The sequence below is a fragment of the Halogranum roseipondis genome (genome assembly GCF_059695585.1).
The window spans coordinates 922,574-937,198 of the sequence record NZ_CM185235.1; the positions used below are offsets into that span (position 1 = coordinate 922,574).

Annotated in this window: 16 protein-coding genes; 6 read left to right on the forward strand and 10 right to left on the reverse strand. The window is 65.9% G+C overall.

Annotation, left to right across the window (positions count from 1 at the left end; genetic code table 11):
• Nucleotides 1-112 precede the first annotated feature (112 nt).
• Both EOHIBHHM_RS04960 and EOHIBHHM_RS04965 read left to right on the forward strand, forming a co-directional pair.
• A complete protein-coding gene (locus tag EOHIBHHM_RS04960; RefSeq protein ID WP_497255185.1) occupies nucleotides 113-1,084 on the forward strand; it encodes a transcriptional regulator in 972 nt (323 codons plus the stop codon).
• A gap of 37 nt (nucleotides 1,085-1,121) precedes the next feature.
• On the forward strand, nucleotides 1,122-1,451 hold the full coding sequence (locus tag EOHIBHHM_RS04965; protein ID WP_497255187.1) for a hypothetical protein: 330 nt from the start codon (nucleotides 1,122-1,124) through the stop codon (nucleotides 1,449-1,451).
• 8 nt (nucleotides 1,452-1,459) lie between these two features.
• On the opposite strand, the gene EOHIBHHM_RS04970 is transcribed toward EOHIBHHM_RS04965, so the two are convergent.
• The 7 genes from EOHIBHHM_RS04970 to EOHIBHHM_RS05000 all read right to left on the reverse strand — a co-directional run bounded on the left by EOHIBHHM_RS04970 (nucleotide 1,460) and on the right by EOHIBHHM_RS05000 (nucleotide 8,736).
• Nucleotides 1,460-1,717 carry a glutathione S-transferase N-terminal domain-containing protein gene (locus tag EOHIBHHM_RS04970; protein ID WP_497255189.1) on the reverse strand — a complete coding sequence of 86 codons (258 nt, stop codon included), beginning with the start codon at nucleotides 1,715-1,717 and terminating at the stop codon, nucleotides 1,460-1,462.
• 168 nt (nucleotides 1,718-1,885) lie between these two features.
• Complete coding sequence (locus EOHIBHHM_RS04975; protein ID WP_497255191.1) at nucleotides 1,886-3,277, reverse strand: aryl-sulfate sulfotransferase; 1,392 nt, start codon at nucleotides 3,275-3,277, stop codon at nucleotides 1,886-1,888.
• Nucleotides 3,278-3,340: 63 nt separating this feature from the next.
• A complete protein-coding gene (locus EOHIBHHM_RS04980; RefSeq protein WP_497255193.1) occupies nucleotides 3,341-4,735 on the reverse strand; it encodes an NCS2 family permease in 1,395 nt (464 codons plus the stop codon).
• Nucleotides 4,736-4,893: 158 nt separating this feature from the next.
• Nucleotides 4,894-6,312, reverse strand: a complete 1,419-nt coding sequence (locus EOHIBHHM_RS04985) for an NCS2 family permease (RefSeq protein ID WP_497255195.1) — start codon at nucleotides 6,310-6,312, stop codon at nucleotides 4,894-4,896.
• Nucleotides 6,313-6,407: 95 nt separating this feature from the next.
• Nucleotides 6,408-7,133, reverse strand: a complete 726-nt coding sequence (locus EOHIBHHM_RS04990) for a phosphoribosyltransferase family protein (protein ID WP_089822281.1) — start codon at nucleotides 7,131-7,133, stop codon at nucleotides 6,408-6,410.
• A gap of 151 nt (nucleotides 7,134-7,284) precedes the next feature.
• Nucleotides 7,285-7,806 (reverse strand): orotate phosphoribosyltransferase, encoded by a 522-nt coding sequence (gene pyrE / locus EOHIBHHM_RS04995; RefSeq protein WP_497255197.1) that lies wholly within the window; start codon nucleotides 7,804-7,806, stop codon nucleotides 7,285-7,287.
• A gap of 387 nt (nucleotides 7,807-8,193) precedes the next feature.
• Nucleotides 8,194-8,736: a CDP-2,3-bis-(O-geranylgeranyl)-sn-glycerol synthase gene (locus tag EOHIBHHM_RS05000; RefSeq protein ID WP_497255199.1), complete on the reverse strand. Its 543-nt coding sequence runs from the start codon at nucleotides 8,734-8,736 to the stop codon at nucleotides 8,194-8,196.
• Nucleotides 8,737-8,921: 185 nt separating this feature from the next.
• Between EOHIBHHM_RS05000 and EOHIBHHM_RS05005 the strand changes: the two genes are divergently transcribed.
• On the forward strand, nucleotides 8,922-9,761 hold the full coding sequence (locus tag EOHIBHHM_RS05005; RefSeq protein ID WP_497255201.1) for a proline dehydrogenase family protein: 840 nt from the start codon (nucleotides 8,922-8,924) through the stop codon (nucleotides 9,759-9,761).
• A gap of 139 nt (nucleotides 9,762-9,900) precedes the next feature.
• Nucleotides 9,901-10,539, forward strand: a complete 639-nt coding sequence (locus EOHIBHHM_RS05010; protein ID WP_497255203.1) for a DUF502 domain-containing protein — start codon at nucleotides 9,901-9,903, stop codon at nucleotides 10,537-10,539.
• Nucleotides 10,540-10,701: 162 nt separating this feature from the next.
• On the opposite strand, the gene EOHIBHHM_RS05015 is transcribed toward EOHIBHHM_RS05010, so the two are convergent.
• Entirely contained in the window at nucleotides 10,702-11,625 is a 924-nt protein-coding gene (locus tag EOHIBHHM_RS05015; RefSeq protein ID WP_497255205.1) for a branched-chain amino acid transaminase, read from the reverse strand.
• 90 nt (nucleotides 11,626-11,715) lie between these two features.
• Here EOHIBHHM_RS05015 and EOHIBHHM_RS05020 point away from each other — a divergent pair, with 90 nt between their 5' ends.
• Both EOHIBHHM_RS05020 and EOHIBHHM_RS05025 read left to right on the forward strand, forming a co-directional pair.
• Nucleotides 11,716-12,624: an NAD-dependent epimerase/dehydratase family protein gene (locus EOHIBHHM_RS05020; RefSeq protein ID WP_497255207.1), complete on the forward strand. Its 909-nt coding sequence runs from the start codon at nucleotides 11,716-11,718 to the stop codon at nucleotides 12,622-12,624.
• 48 nt (nucleotides 12,625-12,672) lie between these two features.
• On the forward strand, nucleotides 12,673-12,924 hold the full coding sequence (locus tag EOHIBHHM_RS05025) for an AN1-type zinc finger domain-containing protein (protein ID WP_497255209.1): 252 nt from the start codon (nucleotides 12,673-12,675) through the stop codon (nucleotides 12,922-12,924).
• Between the two features lie 3 nt (nucleotides 12,925-12,927).
• Here the strand turns inward: EOHIBHHM_RS05025 and ribB are convergent, their stop codons facing one another.
• Together ribB and EOHIBHHM_RS05035 are read right to left on the reverse strand one after the other, a co-directional pair.
• Nucleotides 12,928-13,635: a 3,4-dihydroxy-2-butanone-4-phosphate synthase gene (gene ribB, locus EOHIBHHM_RS05030; protein WP_497255211.1), complete on the reverse strand. Its 708-nt coding sequence runs from the start codon at nucleotides 13,633-13,635 to the stop codon at nucleotides 12,928-12,930.
• A complete protein-coding gene (locus tag EOHIBHHM_RS05035) occupies nucleotides 13,632-14,342 on the reverse strand; it encodes a DUF120 domain-containing protein (protein ID WP_497255213.1) in 711 nt (236 codons plus the stop codon). Before EOHIBHHM_RS05035 ends, ribB begins: the two co-directional genes overlap by 4 nt.
• Between the last annotated feature and the right edge of the window lie 283 nt (nucleotides 14,343-14,625).

A 14,625-nucleotide genomic window follows, 5' to 3' on the forward strand; every position in this document is an offset into this window, starting at 1 on the left:
TCGCGTCGTGAACTGCTATATAATTGCACCGGAAAGACCGGGAGTGAATCGAAAGACGGGGGACGGGTGAGGGACACAACCGTTATATGTCGAGAATCTCCTATTCCCCCCTATGTCCCGGGCAGTTTTGGTCGACAACCTCACGGCGATGCTCCACGACGCCGGATTCGTCGTGAGCGACCGCTGTGCGATCCGACCGAAGAGTTTCGACCTCGCGGCCCGGCGAGGTGAGGACCTCGTCCTCGTGAAGATTCTGGGCAACATCGACGCGTTCGACGCAGAGACGGGCGCGGAGATGCGACGACTCGGCACCTATCTGGACGCGACGCCGATGGTCATCGGGCTTCGCACCCGCGACGAGGATCTGAAACCCGGCGTGGTGTACTTCCGCCACGGCGTCCCGGTACTCAACCCCGACACGGCGATGGATCTGTTCGTCGAGGAGGTGCCGCCGCTCATCTACGCAGCACCGGGCGGGCTGTACGTCAACATCGACGGCAACGTCATCGCCGACGAACGCGAGCGTCGCGGCTGGAGTCTCGGACGGCTCGCGACCGAACTCGGCGTCTCCCGCCGCACCGTCTCGAAGTACGAAGACGGCATGAACGCGAGCGTCGAGGTGGCGATCCAACTCGAGGAGCTGTTCGGCAAGCCGTTCAGCAGCCCCGTCAACGTGATGGAGGGTGCCGAGGAGGTGCGCGACGCCGACCCGACGCCCGAAGACCCGCAGGTCGACCCCGACGACGAGCACGTACTCTCCGTGTTGACCCGCGCGGGCTTTACCGTCCACCCGACCGCTCGCGCACCGTTCAAGGCGGTCAGCGAGGACAGCGACCACCGCGAGGGGAACATGTTGACGGGGCACTCGGCGTTCACGAGAAGCGCCGAGAAGCGCGCCCGCATCATGTCCTCCATCGGGGAGGTGACCCGCACCCGTTCGGTCTACTTCACCGAGGAGCGCTCGAAGCGCGAGTCGGTCGACGGAACCGCCATCGTCAGCTGCGAGGAGCTCGCGTCGATCGACGACCCCGACGAGATCCGCGACCTCCTCCGCGAACGGGCCCGCGAACCCGCCGAGAGCTAGACGGCGACGTTATCTCTCTGTCGGGCCTACCACGAGGGTGGACAAGTTCTCCGAGTCGTTCTCGTCGCTCCGAGCGGCGTTCGAGCGAGAGGTGTTGACGTGGCCGGCCGTGTCGAGTCACACGACGTTCGGCTGGCCGTCGTATCTCGTCGAGAGCGAACTCTTCGCCGTCGTGAGCGACCAGGGAGTCTCGTTGACGCGACTCCCGGACGAGGACCGCCGACGGCTGGCGGCGACACACCGGGTGTCGCCGTTCGTCGCGAACGGGCGCGCCGTCGCCTCGTGGACGACGGTGGCGGTGACGGCCGACGACGTCGACACGCTGTTTCCAGCCGTGAGAAAGAGCTACGACGCTGCCGCGGTGTGAGTCGACGATCAGCTCGCGCTGGAGCCGTACGTCTCCTCCAGATACTCGATGATGTCGTCGCTCTCGGGCATCCCCTCGACGCCGTGTTCCTCGTCGACGAGCACCGGCACGCCGGTCTGTCCGCTGACCTCCTTCACTTCGGTTCGCTCCGAGTGCGAGCGCGGCACCAGATGTGACTCGTACTCGAGGCCGAGGTCGGCGAGCTTGTTCTTGACCTTCGCGCAGTACGGACAGCCTTCGAGTTCGTAGAGTTCGAGGTTTGCCATCGACTCCACGTTAGAAACGGGGACTTAAGAACACGGTGGTGGTGTGTTCCCGAAACGCCACACGCAGTCGGGCGTGGAGGTGTGTCCCCGAAACGCCACACGGAGTCAGGCGTGGAAGACGGGGCCAGAGAGCGGAGAGAAGGACAGACCGTGTTCGAGTGACGTCGGTCAGCGACTGCCGGTCAGCGACCGAGCGCGACCGACGATGCGGCGGCGCTGATAGACGATCTCGGCGATTCCCCAGCCAAGAAGCGCCAGCGCGGCGAGAGCGGTGAAGAAGAGGTCCCACCCGGACATCCAGGTCGGACGGACCCACGGAGTGACGTGCGACCACGTCGCGGCGAACTCCGAGGCGGAGTCGGCCAGCGGGGTGCTGGCGAACGTCGACTCGACTTGCGCCGCGAACGTCTTCCCCTCGCCCGTTCCAGGTTGGAGGCCGGCGCTGCCGGTGACGTCGTAGCTCCCGCTGGCGTTCATGTCGGCGATGGTCGGCCCGTTCGACGACCCGCCGTGGGCGACGCGCTCGGCGTCGTACGGCCCCCACGTCGCGTAGTACTCCCAGACGATCTCGCCCTCGGGCGTCACCTCGATGACGCGGTGGTTCAGCGAGTCGGTGACGAGCGTGTTGCCGTTGGGGAGGCGGTCGGCGTCACGCGGCCAGTTGAGCTGTCCCGGGCCGCCGAGTTCCCACGTCAGCGTCCAGTTGCTACCCTGTTTGGCGTACTCGACGATGCGGTCGTTCTCGCTGTCGGCGACGAGGATGGTGGGCGTGCCGTTCTCCGACTCCAGATAGTCGGGATTGTGCTGCTCGAACAGCGTGTCGTGGTCGCCGTCGCTGCCGAGGCGGTCCTCGATCTGGCCGGTCGTCCGGTTCAGGACGACGACCTGGTCGAAGTTCCGCGGCGAGAGCAGCAGGCGATGCTCGTCGATGACGTCGACGTCGTTGACGTGCGTCCAGTCCTCGTTGTAGCCGCCGTCGGTGTTCTCGGGGTAGTGGTTCTTGAACTGCCACTCCCACGTGATCTCGTCTGTGGTCCGGTTGTAGATGAAGATACGGTCCTCGGTGGTGCCGTTCTCCCAGTTGCGCATGTCGGCGACGACGAGGTCGCCGTTCTCCATCATGTCGACGTCGTGGGTGTCGTCGGTGTCGAGTCGTTCGACCCAGACGGCTTCCTCGGTGTCGGGGTCGAACTCGTAGACGAGCGTGTGTGCGGGTTTCGTCGAGACGACGAGCAGGTTGCCGTTGTCCAGCGGGTCGACGTCGTAGAACCACGAGACGTCGTCCTCGATGCCCGTGTGAACCCACTCGGTGTCGGCGTTCTCGTCGGCCGAGACGAGCCGCGCGGGTTTCTTCTCGGCACCCCGGTCCTTGAAGTGGAACCCCTGGATGCCGACGACCGTCGATCCGTTGGCCGGGTCGGTCACCGTTCCGCTGGCGAGATCTGTGCTGTCGTCGGTTCCGGTGACCGCGGCGATGCCTGCTGGCGCGAGGAGCGAGAGGACGACGAGTATCACGGCCCCACGTGCGAGCCATCGCCGGGATGGGAGGGCGTCGTTCACAGTAGAAGCAGGTGTAGCGGGTGTTGAAACGCTTTGTGGTCGGCGGCGCGGCGGAGCCGTCGCTCAGACCGAACTGGCCAGCAGCCCGCTCGTCCGGACGAAGAAGTAGACGACGAACGCGCCCGCGAGCGCGAGGTGGCCCGCCCGGAGGTCGGTGTACTCGCCGGCGGCGACCTTCACGAGCGGGTAGGAGATGATGCCCGCGGCGATGCCGTAGGCGATCGAGTAGGTAAAGGGCATCACGAGGATGGTCATCCCGGCCGGGACGGTCTGCGTGATGTCGTTCCAGTCGATGTCGACGACGTTGCTGAGCATCACGACGCCGATGACGACGAGCGCGATGTGGGAGGCGTACAGCGGGATCGCCGCCGCCAGCGGGACGAGCGCGAGCGAGGCGAGGAACAGCCCGGCGGTGACGAGTGCCGTGAGGCCGGTCCGACCGCCCTCCTCGACGCCCGTCGCGGATTCGATGTAGGTCGTGACCGTCGAGGTGCCGAGCATCCCGCCGACCGTCGTGCCGACGGCGTCGGCCATCAGCGGCTTGTCGACGTCCGGGAGGTTCCCCTCGTCGTCGAGGAAGTCACCCGCCTGTCCGACTCCGACCAGCGTGCCGGCGGTGTCGAAGAAGTCGACGAAGAAGAACGTGAAGACGACGAGCGCGAAGGCGAACCCCTCGATGTCTCCGAGCCTCTCGAGGAAGGAGCCGGCGAGCGGCGTGATGTCGTAGGTCGCGCTGGTCGACTCGGCGACGAGACCGGCGTCGGGAGCGACCAGTCCGGCCTGTGTGACCAGCCACCCCAGCACCGTCGTGACGAGGACGCCGAGGATGATCGCACCCTTGATACCGCGGGCGTAGAGGACGAACGTCAGGAAGAGACCGACCACCGAGAGGACGGCGACGGGGTTCGAGGCGACCTGCCCCATCGTGACGAGCGTCGCGCTGTCGGCGACGACGATCCCCATCTCTTGGAGGCCGATGATGGCGAGGAACAGCCCGATACCGGTGCCGACGGCGAACTTCACGGGTTTCGGGAACAGTTTGATGACGTACTCGCGAGCGCCGACGGCGGTGAGCAGGATGAACAGTACGCCCTCGACGACGACGGCGGCGAGCGCGGTCTGCCACGGGATGCCGAGCGCGCCGACGACGGTGAACGCGAAGAAGGCGTTCAGTCCGAGCCCGGGCGCTTGCGCGAACGGGCGGTTCGCGTAGAACGCCATGATGGTCGTCGCCGTCGCCGCGGCGACGATGGTCACGACCGCGAGCATCGACCGGACCTGCGTCGGCGAGAAACCGTCGATGACGATGCCCGGTTTCGTCCCCGGGATGCCGGCGAGGATGGCCGGGTTGACCACGACGATGTAACTCATCGTCAGGAACGTGGTGATGCCTGCGATGACCTCGGTCCGCACAGTCGTGTCGTGTGCGTCGAGGTCGAAGTACTCTGTGAGCCCCATATAGTGCATAGCCGTGATTATGCATTTAAGCGTTGTTATCGGCGGCAGGCATGTGTGCACATAGATGCATATTTTCTTCGTATAGACGCCGGTCGAAAATCCGTATATGGCATGGGTGTGCACACATACGGCTGGAGCGGGCTCGGCCGCCGTCGCCGTCAGCTGACAGCACTCATCCGGACGGCGAAGTAGACGACGAACGTCCCCGCGAGCACGAGGTGGCCCGCCCGGAGGTCGTCGTAGTCGCCGGCGGCAGCCTTCACGAGCGGGTAGGAGACGATACCCGCGGCGATACCGTAGGCGATGGAGTAGGTGAACGGCATCACGAGGATCGTGAGGCCCGCGGGGATGGCGTGGGTGATGTCGTTCCAGTCGATGTCGACGACGTTCTGGAGCATGACGACACCGATGACGACGACAGCGATGTGGGAAGCGTAGAGCGGAATCGCCGCCGCCAGCGGAACGACGAGGAGTGCGGCGAGGAACAGTCCGGCGACGACGAGGGCCGTCAGACCGGTTCGACCGCCCTCCTCGACACCGGTCGCGGACTCGATGTAGGTGGTGACTGTCGACGTCCCGAGCATTCCGCCGACCGTCGTGCCGACGGCGTCGGCCATCAGTGGCTTGTCGACGTCGGGGAAGTTGCCGTCGTCGTCGAGGAAGTCGCCGACCTGTCCGACGCCGACGAGCGCGCCCGCGGTGTTGAAGAAGTCAACGAAGAACAGCATGAAGACGACGAGCGCGAACGTCGCCGGATCGACGCGGGAGAGACCGTCGACGAACGCGAACGCCAGCGGCGAGACGTCGTAGGTTACACCGGGGAGTTCGGAGAGCGCGATAGTACCCTCTCTGACCGCGTCGATCGCGAGCACGCCGGAGTCGACGAGACCGAGGTACGTCGCGAGACCGCCGAGCAGCGTCGTCGCGAGGATGCCGACGACGATAGAGCCGCGGATCCCACGGGCGTAGAGCGCGAAAGTGAGAAACAGGCCGACCACGGAGAGCATCGCCACCGGGTCGGATGCGACGTCGCCGAGCGTGACCAACGTCGCGGAGTCGGCGACGACGAGCCGCATCTCCTGGAGACCGACGATGGCGAGAAAGAGCCCGATACCGGAGCCGACGGCGAACTTCACCGGTTCGGGGAAGAGTCGGATGACGTACTCGCGCGCACCGATAGCCGTGAGCAGGACGAACAGGACTCCCTCGGCGACGACGGCGGCGAGCGCCGTCTGCCACGAGACGCCGAGCGCGCCGACGACGGTGAACGCGAAGAAGGCGTTCAGTCCCATCCCGGGCGCTTGGCCGAACGGGAGGTTGGCGTACAGCGCCATGACGAGCGTCCCCGTCGCCGCGGCGAGGATAGTCACGACCGCGAGCATCTGCAACACCTCGCCAGGTGCTGCGTTCGCGACGGCGATACCCGGTTTGCCGTCCTCGCCGGGCACCGCCGCGAGGATGGCCGGGTTGACCACGACGATGTAACTCATCGTCAGGAAGGTGGTCAGCCCGGCGAGCGCCTCCGTTCGGACGTCTGTTCCGTGGGCGTCGAGGTCGAAGAAGTCGCGAACTCCCATGTACTGGTTCCTCTCTCGGGGAACAGAAACAGTCGCTTAAGCCCGCCGATTCGGGAGTCGTGTGCGAAACACCGCCACGCAGTCGGCGCGTTTCTTCAGCGAGTCGACGACTCGAACGTCGTCAGCGCCCCGACGGGGGCGTCGGTGATCTCCTCGGCGCGCGAGGTGCCCTCGTCGCCGACGGCGATGAGCGTGAAGACGCCGGTGACGTCGGCGTCGGCCTGCAGGGCGATGTCGAGGAGCAGTTCCTGCGTCTCGCCCGAGCGGATGAGGTCGTCGACGACGAGCACGCGCTGCCCCGAGGTGAGCGCACTCGCCGGGAGGTAGTAGGTGAGTTCGATGCCCGAGGCGAGTCGCTGACGGGACTCGATGAACTCCTCGACGGCCGTCTCCTTGGACTTCTTGGCGTAGGCGAGACGGGCGTCGAAGTAGCTGGCCATCGCCGCCCCGAGGGTGATCCCGTCGGTCGCCGCGGTCAACACCACGTCGGGACGTTCGAAACCGAAGGCGTTGGCGGCGATGGGAGCGACCAGGTCGAGGAACGACTGGTCGAAGACGACGCCGGAGTTGTCGACGTAGCCCTCGTCGTCGAACTCGACGCGCGCCTCCAGTTCGGTCGAGAGCGCGTCGCGACCGATCCCCTCCACGACTTCGCGGGCGCGGTCGGTGCCGGGGAGGACGTGACCGTTGACGTAGCGGTTGAGGTCCCCCGCCGGGAGGCCTGTCACCTCCGAGAGTTCGTCGTAGGTCCGCGTCTCTTTGAGCATCCGCAGGACGGCGACCGCCTGCAACTGCAGGGCGGCCTTCTCTGCTCGGTTCATGCCGTAGTACTCGCGTTTGCGCAAGCATGAACACTTCGATATCAGAGGAGTGCTGAGATACACACAGTTGTGTGGGACTGCATCACACGGCGGCGGTACGGGGGAGCGAGGGAGACGACTCGGCGACGGGCGAGAACAGAGAGACGAGCGGCTATCGATCGGCCAGCAGCTCCGAGGCCGAGAGCAGCGAGTCGAGTTCGAGGTCGTGTTCCGCCAGCAGTTCGTCGGCCCCCTCCTGGCGGTCGACGACGACGATCACGCGGGAGACGTTCGCACCGGCGTCGCGGAGCGCCTCCGCGGCGTCGACGGCGCTCTGACCGGTCGTCGCGATGTCTTCCAGGATGACGACCTCCTCGCCTTCCTCCAGTCGCCCTTCGATACGCTTGGCCGTCCCGTACTCCTTGGCTTTCTTCCGGGCGATGACGTAGGGGTTGCCCGTCTCGACGCTCGTGACGGCGACGAGCGGGACCGCACCGAGAGCGACACCGGCGAGTTTGGTGTCGTCGAGTCGCTCGGCGAACGCCTCGGCGATCAGTTCGAGACAGTGGGGGTCGGTCTCGAAGAGGTACTTGTCGACGTAGTACTCGCTGGTGCCGCCGTGGGAGAGTTCGAACTCGCCGAACTGGACGGCGTCGGCGTCGCGCAGCGCCTGGATGAGTTCCTGGTTCGCCATTACTCGTTGTGGAACGGTGGAAGGGTATAAACGGGGTGGTTGGCCGTCGATGGAACGGAGACGCTCCCGAGCGAGCTCAGCTCGTTGATAAAGAGGGCGTCATAACAACCACGACCTGTTTGGTAGTTGTTGACAACGGTTGGAACGGAGTTGACTCGACGTGGTCGAGACGTCACCGAAACCCAGACGATCGAAGCACCGATACGAGCAGTGCCCGCACTGTGGCAACCGTGCGCTCGCAGAGTATATCCGAGACGGAAACTGTCCAGCCTGTCGAAGTTGACCCGTCTCCGGGGAGCCTGATCTTTTCCACCGGGTCGTTCGAGCCGTCGTCGAGTGCTGTCGGTCCCGAACCCGGAGAGCAACAGGACCCGGTCTAAAACGGAGCTACCAGGGTTCGTCCTTCAACCCCAACACGTACGCGACCATGTTCGTCACGACGTGCAGCACGGGCGTCATCACGACGACGACCACGAGCACGGGAATCCGAAACACCGTCCGGAACCACGTCGGCGCGACGGCGGCCGTCAGGCCGAGCGAGCCGACGACGAAGTCGAGTTGATCGAGGCCGGGGAACGCCGCCCCGCGCTCGCGACCGCTGCGGCGCTTGACGAACGACGCACCGATGTCGCCGAGCATCGCGCCGAAGGAGAGCGCGAACGCCGACTTCACCGAGAAGACTGGCAGCGTCACGTCCAGTCGCGTCTCGATCGACTCGCGAGCCACGTCGAGGAGGAGCGCCAGAACCACGCCGGCGAGCGTCCCCACGAGGGTCCCGCGCCAGGTCTTCCCGTCGCCGAGCAGTCGGTTGCCGTTCCACGTCAGTCCGCCGTCGATCGGCTTGTCGCCGCCGGCGAGCACCGCGACGTTGTTCGGGACGTACGCCGGGAGCATCGTCCAGAACGCCTGTAGGACGAGTGTACGCAACATAGGGGGAGGTGTCGGGGGGAGGATATAATCCCCTGCGTTTCGGTCGACTGCGCGGTTGGACGACCCGCGGTGAGACGAGGGTCGCGACAGACGTCCGTCGACGAACGACGGCACGACGACTGCGTCCACGACGTGTGAGGCGAGAACGATAACGGATTTAAATACCGGACCGGAAGTTCCGTCGTATGATCCCCCCCATCGCCAGTCGGTTCGTCGCGGGTGAGACGCCGGCGGCGGCGTTCGACCACGTCCGACAGACGAACGAGGACGGCGTGAAGGTCATTCTCAACCTCCTCGGCGAACACTACGACAACCGCGCCGAGGCAGACCAGGACACAGCGACCTACGTCCAACTGATCCGGGACATCGGCGGCACCGACCTCGACGCCTGCGTCTCGGTGAAACCCTCCCAGATCGGGCTGGACGCCGGCGACGACGTGTTCCGCGAGAACTTCCGTGCCGTCGTCGAGGCGGGCGACCACCACGACGTGTTCGTCTGGTGCGACATGGAGGACTACACGACGACCGACGTCACGCTCGACGCCTTCGAGGAGTTCGCCCGCGAGTTCGAGGGCGGCGTCGGCCTCTGCGTGCAGGCGAACCTCAAGCGGACGAAAGAGGATCTCGAACGCCTCGCCGACGTCCCCGGGAAGATTCGACTGGTGAAGGGAGCCTACGACGAACCACGCGAGGTCGCCTACAAGGAGAAGTCGAAAGTCAACGCCGCGTACCGCGAGTACCTCGAGTACATGTTCGAACAGTTCGACGGCGGCATCGCCGTCGGCAGCCACGACCCCGAGATGATCGATCTCGCCGTCGACCTCCACGAGGAGTACGGCACCGACTTCGAGATCCAGATGCTGATGGGGGTTCGCGAGGACGCCCAACGCGAGTTGGCGGCCGACGGCTACGAGGTCTGGCAGTACGCCCCCTACGGTGGCAAGTGGTTCTCCTACTTCTCCCGGCGCGTTCGCGAACGGAAGGAGAACGCGCTGTTCGCGCTCCGGGCCGTCGTCGGTCAGTAGCCGGAGCGCCGGGCGACGGACCGTCCGAGCGTTTCCTTCACCCCACTCTCAGAATTTCCTTCACCCCACTCTCAGAAAACACAACGGCGCGCGAGGTAGAAGCGCTGATAAGGGCGGCCCTCGCATACCCCGACAACGAATGTCTACGTGGAAACGCGACATCGCGAGCGGTCTCGTCGTCCTCATCCCTCTCGTCGTCCTCGCGTTCGTCGTCAGCTGGCTCTACCAGAAGCTCGTCGCCCTGCCGTTCATGGACAAAATCGGTCTCCCGGACTACGTTCCCGCCGACTACGTCCCGGTCGTCCGAGTGCTCATCGTCCTCGTCGTCTTCGCGATGCTGACGCTGGCCGTGGGCTACCTGATGCGGACCACCATCGGTCGACTCGGGGAGGGTGCCATCGACAACGTCATCAACCGCGTCCCGGTCGTCCGGGTCGTCTACAACGCCTCCAAACTCGCCGTCGAGACGGCGTTGACGGGGACCGAGGACCTCCAGAAACCCGTGCAACTCGAAGTGTGGACCGGCATCCGGATGACCGCGTTCAAGACGGGCAAAACCACCTCCGACGGCCGTGTGGTGCTCTTCATGCCGACGGCACCCAACATCACCACCGGGTTCGTGATGGAGGTCGAACCGCACCGCATCGAGGAGACGAACGAGAAGGTCGAAGAGGCGCTGACGCGCATCCTCTCGGCCGGGTTCGCCGAGACCAACGAGGGCGTCGACATCGACGTCACCGACGAGAGCGGGATCGAGGACCTCGGCCGGATGAACTGACAGTCGGTCCGTTCGTCCGTCGCCGACCGCGACGACACGCCACTCCGTCCGAGCGTCGGTGTCGTCGGTCGAAGGGGTGATCGGGGGATGTCGGAGAGAACGGGATCGAGGAGAGAGAGAGAGAGTGAGACAGCAGCGCGTCTCAACCGCTCAGCGGACCGCTCAGACGTAGGTGAACCACTCGTCGTGGTCCTCGGTGCGTCGTTCGACGAGATCGAAGAACGCCTGTTGGAGTTCCTCGGTCACCGGACCGCGCTCGCCGACCTCGACGTTGTCGACCTGCCGGATAGGCGTGACCTCCGCGGCGCTGCCGGTGAAGAACAGTTCGTCGGCGGTGTGGAGTTCACCGCGGCTGATGGAGACGTCGTCGTGGACCTCGTAGCCGCGTTCCTCGGCCAGCGTGATGACCGTGTTGCGCGTGATGCCGTCGAGGATGCTCTCCGAGAGGCCGGGCGTGAAGATCTCGCCGTCGCGGACGAGGAAGATGTTCTCGCCGGGACCCTCGGCGACGTTCCCCTCCTTGTTGAGCACGATCGCCTCGCGGTAACCGTTGCGGCGGGCTTCCTCGCCGGCGAGCATGGAGTTCACGTAGAGCCCGGTCGTCTTGGCGTTCGTCGGAATCTGACTGGAAGCGTGCTTGCGCCACGAGGAGACCATCACCTTGATGCCGTTCTCGAGGGCGTCCTCGCCGAGGTAGGTGCCCCACGGCCACGCGGCGATGGCGACCTTCGTCGGACAGTCGCCGGGCGAGACGCCGAGCGTGTCGTAGCCGTAGAAGGCGATGGGGCGGATGTAGCAGGATTCGAGGTCCTGTCGCTCGACGAGTTCCAGCGTCGCCTCGGTCAACTCGTCCGGTTCGAACGGGATCTCCATGTCGTAGGGTTTCGTGGAGTTGTAGAACCGTTCGAGGTGCTCCTCCCAGCGGAAGATGGCCGGACCGTTCTCGGTGTCGTAGCAGCGGACGCCCTCGAAGACGCCGGTACCGTAGTGGAGTCCGTGGGTCAGGACGTGGATCTGTGCATCCTGCCAGTCCACGAACTCGCCGTCCATCCAGATGGTGTCGACGTCCATGTCGTCAAATCCCATAGTCGGGCCATCGGCGGGGACCGCTATAAATTCATGAGGAACGACTCGGTCGTGTGCGGCTTTTTGAACGGAGGCCACGACGGGAGAACCATGTCATCGCCACGAACCACGGTCGCCGTCACCGGCGGCAACGGACAGGTCGGCCGCGGCGTCCTCCGCGAACTCGCCGACCACGGCTACCGAACGGTCAACCTCTCGCGCAGCAGTCGACGCGAGGACGTCGCCGACGGCTACCGCCGGACCGACCTGCTCGACGCGGGCGAGGTGTACGGATCGCTGGCCGCCTGCGACGCCGACGCCGTCGTCCACCTCGGGATGGTCCCCAACCCCGAGGGCAGCCCCGGTCACGTCACCTTCGAGAGCAACGTGATGACGACCTACCACGTGTTGGAAGCCGTCGAGAACCTCGGTATCGACAGCGTCGCGGTCGCCTCCAGCATGAGCGCGCTCGGCGCGGGGTACGACCCCGACCCCGTCCGACTCGACTACCTCCCGGTCGACGAGGAGCATCCGAGCGACCCGCGGGACCCCTACGCGCTCGGCAAGCGCGTCCTGGAGGTCACCGCAGAGGGCGTCGGGCGACGGAACGGCGGGCCGACCGTGAGCACGCTCCGCTTCCCCATCGTCGTCGACGACGAGTGGGTTTCGGAGACGCTCGTCGACGCCGACCGTTCGCTCGACGCGATTCGCGAGGCTCCGTACTACCACTCCGTCCGAAACACGCTGTTCGCCTACGTCCACCTCGCCGATCTCGCCGAACTCTTTCGGCGATGTCTCGAGGCCGACTTCGAGGGCCACGAGACGTTCTGGGCCGCCGCGCCCGACACGACAGTCGACCTGCCGACCGCGGAGCTCGTCGCCGAAGAGTACCCCGACGTCGACGTTCGAGTGGAAACGGGGGGGTTCGACGGCTACGAGAGCCTGGTCGACACGACGAAGGCGCGAGAACGGGTGGGGTGGGAAGCGGAACGAAGTTGGCGGGACGAATCGGCGAGGTGAGGTGACGGCCGGACGAGTTTTGCAGTTCTGGAGCGTACGAGGGTCGAAATGGCTCAGTGTGAGATGTGCGGCGCACAGCAGGACCTCCCGTTCACCTGTAACGAGTGCGGGCAGAAACTCTGCAGTGATCACCGCCTCCCCGAAGCGCACCAGTGTCCGGGCCTCGCGTCCGACCGAATTCGGTTCGGACAGGAGACGAGAGACGACAGCGACTCGTCGTCGAAGAGGCCGAATCTCACCACGCGCCTGCGTCGGACTGTCAGACGCCCGGTCCGGGCGATCAAGTCACTGTTCGGGTGACGGTTAGCCCAAGCGTTCGACGAGTCGGTCGCCGTCGACGAAGACGAAGCCGTGACGGGTCGCGTAGTCGCGGGCGGCCGCCTTCGAGAGCGCCCGTCCCGTCTCGTCGTCGAGCATCTCGCAGACGACGACTGCGGGGGGAAGTCCCGCCTCGGCGGCGAGCGCGAGGCCGAGTTCGGTGTGACCCTGTCGGTCCGCGAGGAGGCCGGGGGCGGCGCGGAGCACGTTGACGTGACCGGGCGAGCGGAAGTCGGCGGCGAAGTCCGCGGCGTCGTAGTCGCCGGCGACGGCCGCCTCTGCCGCGGAAGCGAGTTCCGTGATGGTCAGCGCCCGGTCGTCGTCCGGGATGCCGGTGAACGTGTCGCGGTGGTTCACAGGAAGCGAGAACGACGAGCGGTCGTCGTAGCCGAGTTCGTGGCTGCCGGCGCTCGGGTGGTCGATGGTGTCGTCGAGGAACGGCAGCTCCATCGCCGTCGCCGCGTCGTGCGAGAGCGCGGTACAGACCAGTCCGCCGGCGTCGTTCCGGAGACGGGCGACCGCGTCGGCCGTGACTGCACCGGCCGGGTAGACGATGTCGGTCTCGCCCTCGCGGTCGTCGAAGTCGTGGACGAGCACGGGGAGACCGTCCCGGAACGCCGCGAGCGCGCGGTCGACGGCGTCGTCTTCTCGCTCCTCGTCGCTTCCGGCGAGGTCACCCGTCCGGCCGCTCATCGCGAAACCTCCTCGACGCGGACGGAGACGGTGTCGCCGTCCTCGAGACCGAGTTGGTCGCGCAGGCGATCCGGTGCGATGATCTCCAACTGCGTCTCGTCGTGGTGGGTGCGCTCGGGGACGATGATGTGGGCTGTCTCGTAGGATGCGCCGTCGTACTCGACGGTCGCCGCGTAGCACGACGCGGGACCGAACGTCCGTTCCTCGTCCTCCCAGCCGTCGATGGGGACGGCGTCGAGCGAACTCATCCCGGCGCGGGCGCGGACGCTCTCCTCGGTGAGATCGACGTTCAGCGTCCCCGGGAACGGTTCGTAGCCGAGTCGCTCGACGAACTGCTCCATGTAGCCCGGAAGCGAGATGTAGTGACGGCCCTCGCCCATCCCGCCGGTGACGGTGCCGGTGAGCGTGACGGAGGCCTCCTCCTCGAAGATGCGCCGGTAGTCGGCGTACTCCTTGCGGAGCGCGGCCTCGCCCGCGTCGGTGACGTCGACCCACTGGCCGTCGCTGACGATGTCGCGCTCGACGTAACCCGCCTCGTCGAGTCGTTGGAGGCGACGCGAGGCGGTCTGACTGGAGGCGTCGAGGCGCTCGGCAAGGGTCGAACAGGAGACTTTCACCGGACCGGCGAGTCCGCCGTCGAGGGCGACGAGCTTCAGGGCGGCGAGTTCGTCGTGTCCGACGGCTGTCGCTGCTGCCGTTTCTGCCATACGCGACACGTCGTCCCCGCTCGTGATAAGCATACCGGAACTGAGACGCGTAACAGAAATGAGATGGGGAGGGAGGGGAGAGGAGGGAGACGGTCGACGTGACCAGCGGGACGGCGACGACGCGGTTGGTAACTCCGCTATGGCCGTCTCCCATCTAAGTGCGTCGGTCGCGGCGGTCGGCTCGTTCGTGGGATGCGGTCCACGACTCGTCGGGTTCGCCACGCCGTGACACGAACCAACAGCCCTTAGAAACCCATTTACCCGACGCTCGAAAAGCACACTC

Bases quoted from the DNA above. Each gene is read 5' to 3' on its own strand.
- EOHIBHHM_RS05000 (WP_497255199.1), bottom strand. From the start codon at position 8,736: ATGTTGCGTACACTCGTCCTACAGGCGTTCTGGACGATGCTCCCGGCG.
- ribB (WP_497255211.1), bottom strand. From the start codon at position 13,635: ATGAGCGGCCGGACGGGTGACCTCGCCGGAAGCGACGAGGAGCGAGAA.
- EOHIBHHM_RS05020 (WP_497255207.1), top strand. From the start codon at position 11,716: ATGTCATCGCCACGAACCACGGTCGCCGTCACCGGCGGCAACGGACAG.
- EOHIBHHM_RS05010 (WP_497255203.1), top strand. From the start codon at position 9,901: ATGTCTACGTGGAAACGCGACATCGCGAGCGGTCTCGTCGTCCTCATC.
- EOHIBHHM_RS05005 (WP_497255201.1), top strand. From the start codon at position 8,922: ATGATCCCCCCCATCGCCAGTCGGTTCGTCGCGGGTGAGACGCCGGCG.
- EOHIBHHM_RS04990 (WP_089822281.1), bottom strand. From the start codon at position 7,133: ATGAACCGAGCAGAGAAGGCCGCCCTGCAGTTGCAGGCGGTCGCCGTC.
- EOHIBHHM_RS05025 (WP_497255209.1), top strand. From the start codon at position 12,673: ATGGCTCAGTGTGAGATGTGCGGCGCACAGCAGGACCTCCCGTTCACC.
- EOHIBHHM_RS04985 (WP_497255195.1), bottom strand. From the start codon at position 6,312: ATGGGAGTTCGCGACTTCTTCGACCTCGACGCCCACGGAACAGACGTC.
- EOHIBHHM_RS04970 (WP_497255189.1), bottom strand. From the start codon at position 1,717: ATGGCAAACCTCGAACTCTACGAACTCGAAGGCTGTCCGTACTGCGCG.
- EOHIBHHM_RS05035 (WP_497255213.1), bottom strand. From the start codon at position 14,342: ATGGCAGAAACGGCAGCAGCGACAGCCGTCGGACACGACGAACTCGCC.
- EOHIBHHM_RS04960 (WP_497255185.1), top strand. From the start codon at position 113: ATGTCCCGGGCAGTTTTGGTCGACAACCTCACGGCGATGCTCCACGAC.
- pyrE (WP_497255197.1), bottom strand. From the start codon at position 7,806: ATGGCGAACCAGGAACTCATCCAGGCGCTGCGCGACGCCGACGCCGTC.
- EOHIBHHM_RS05015 (WP_497255205.1), bottom strand. From the start codon at position 11,625: ATGGGATTTGACGACATGGACGTCGACACCATCTGGATGGACGGCGAG.
- EOHIBHHM_RS04980 (WP_497255193.1), bottom strand. From the start codon at position 4,735: ATGGGGCTCACAGAGTACTTCGACCTCGACGCACACGACACGACTGTG.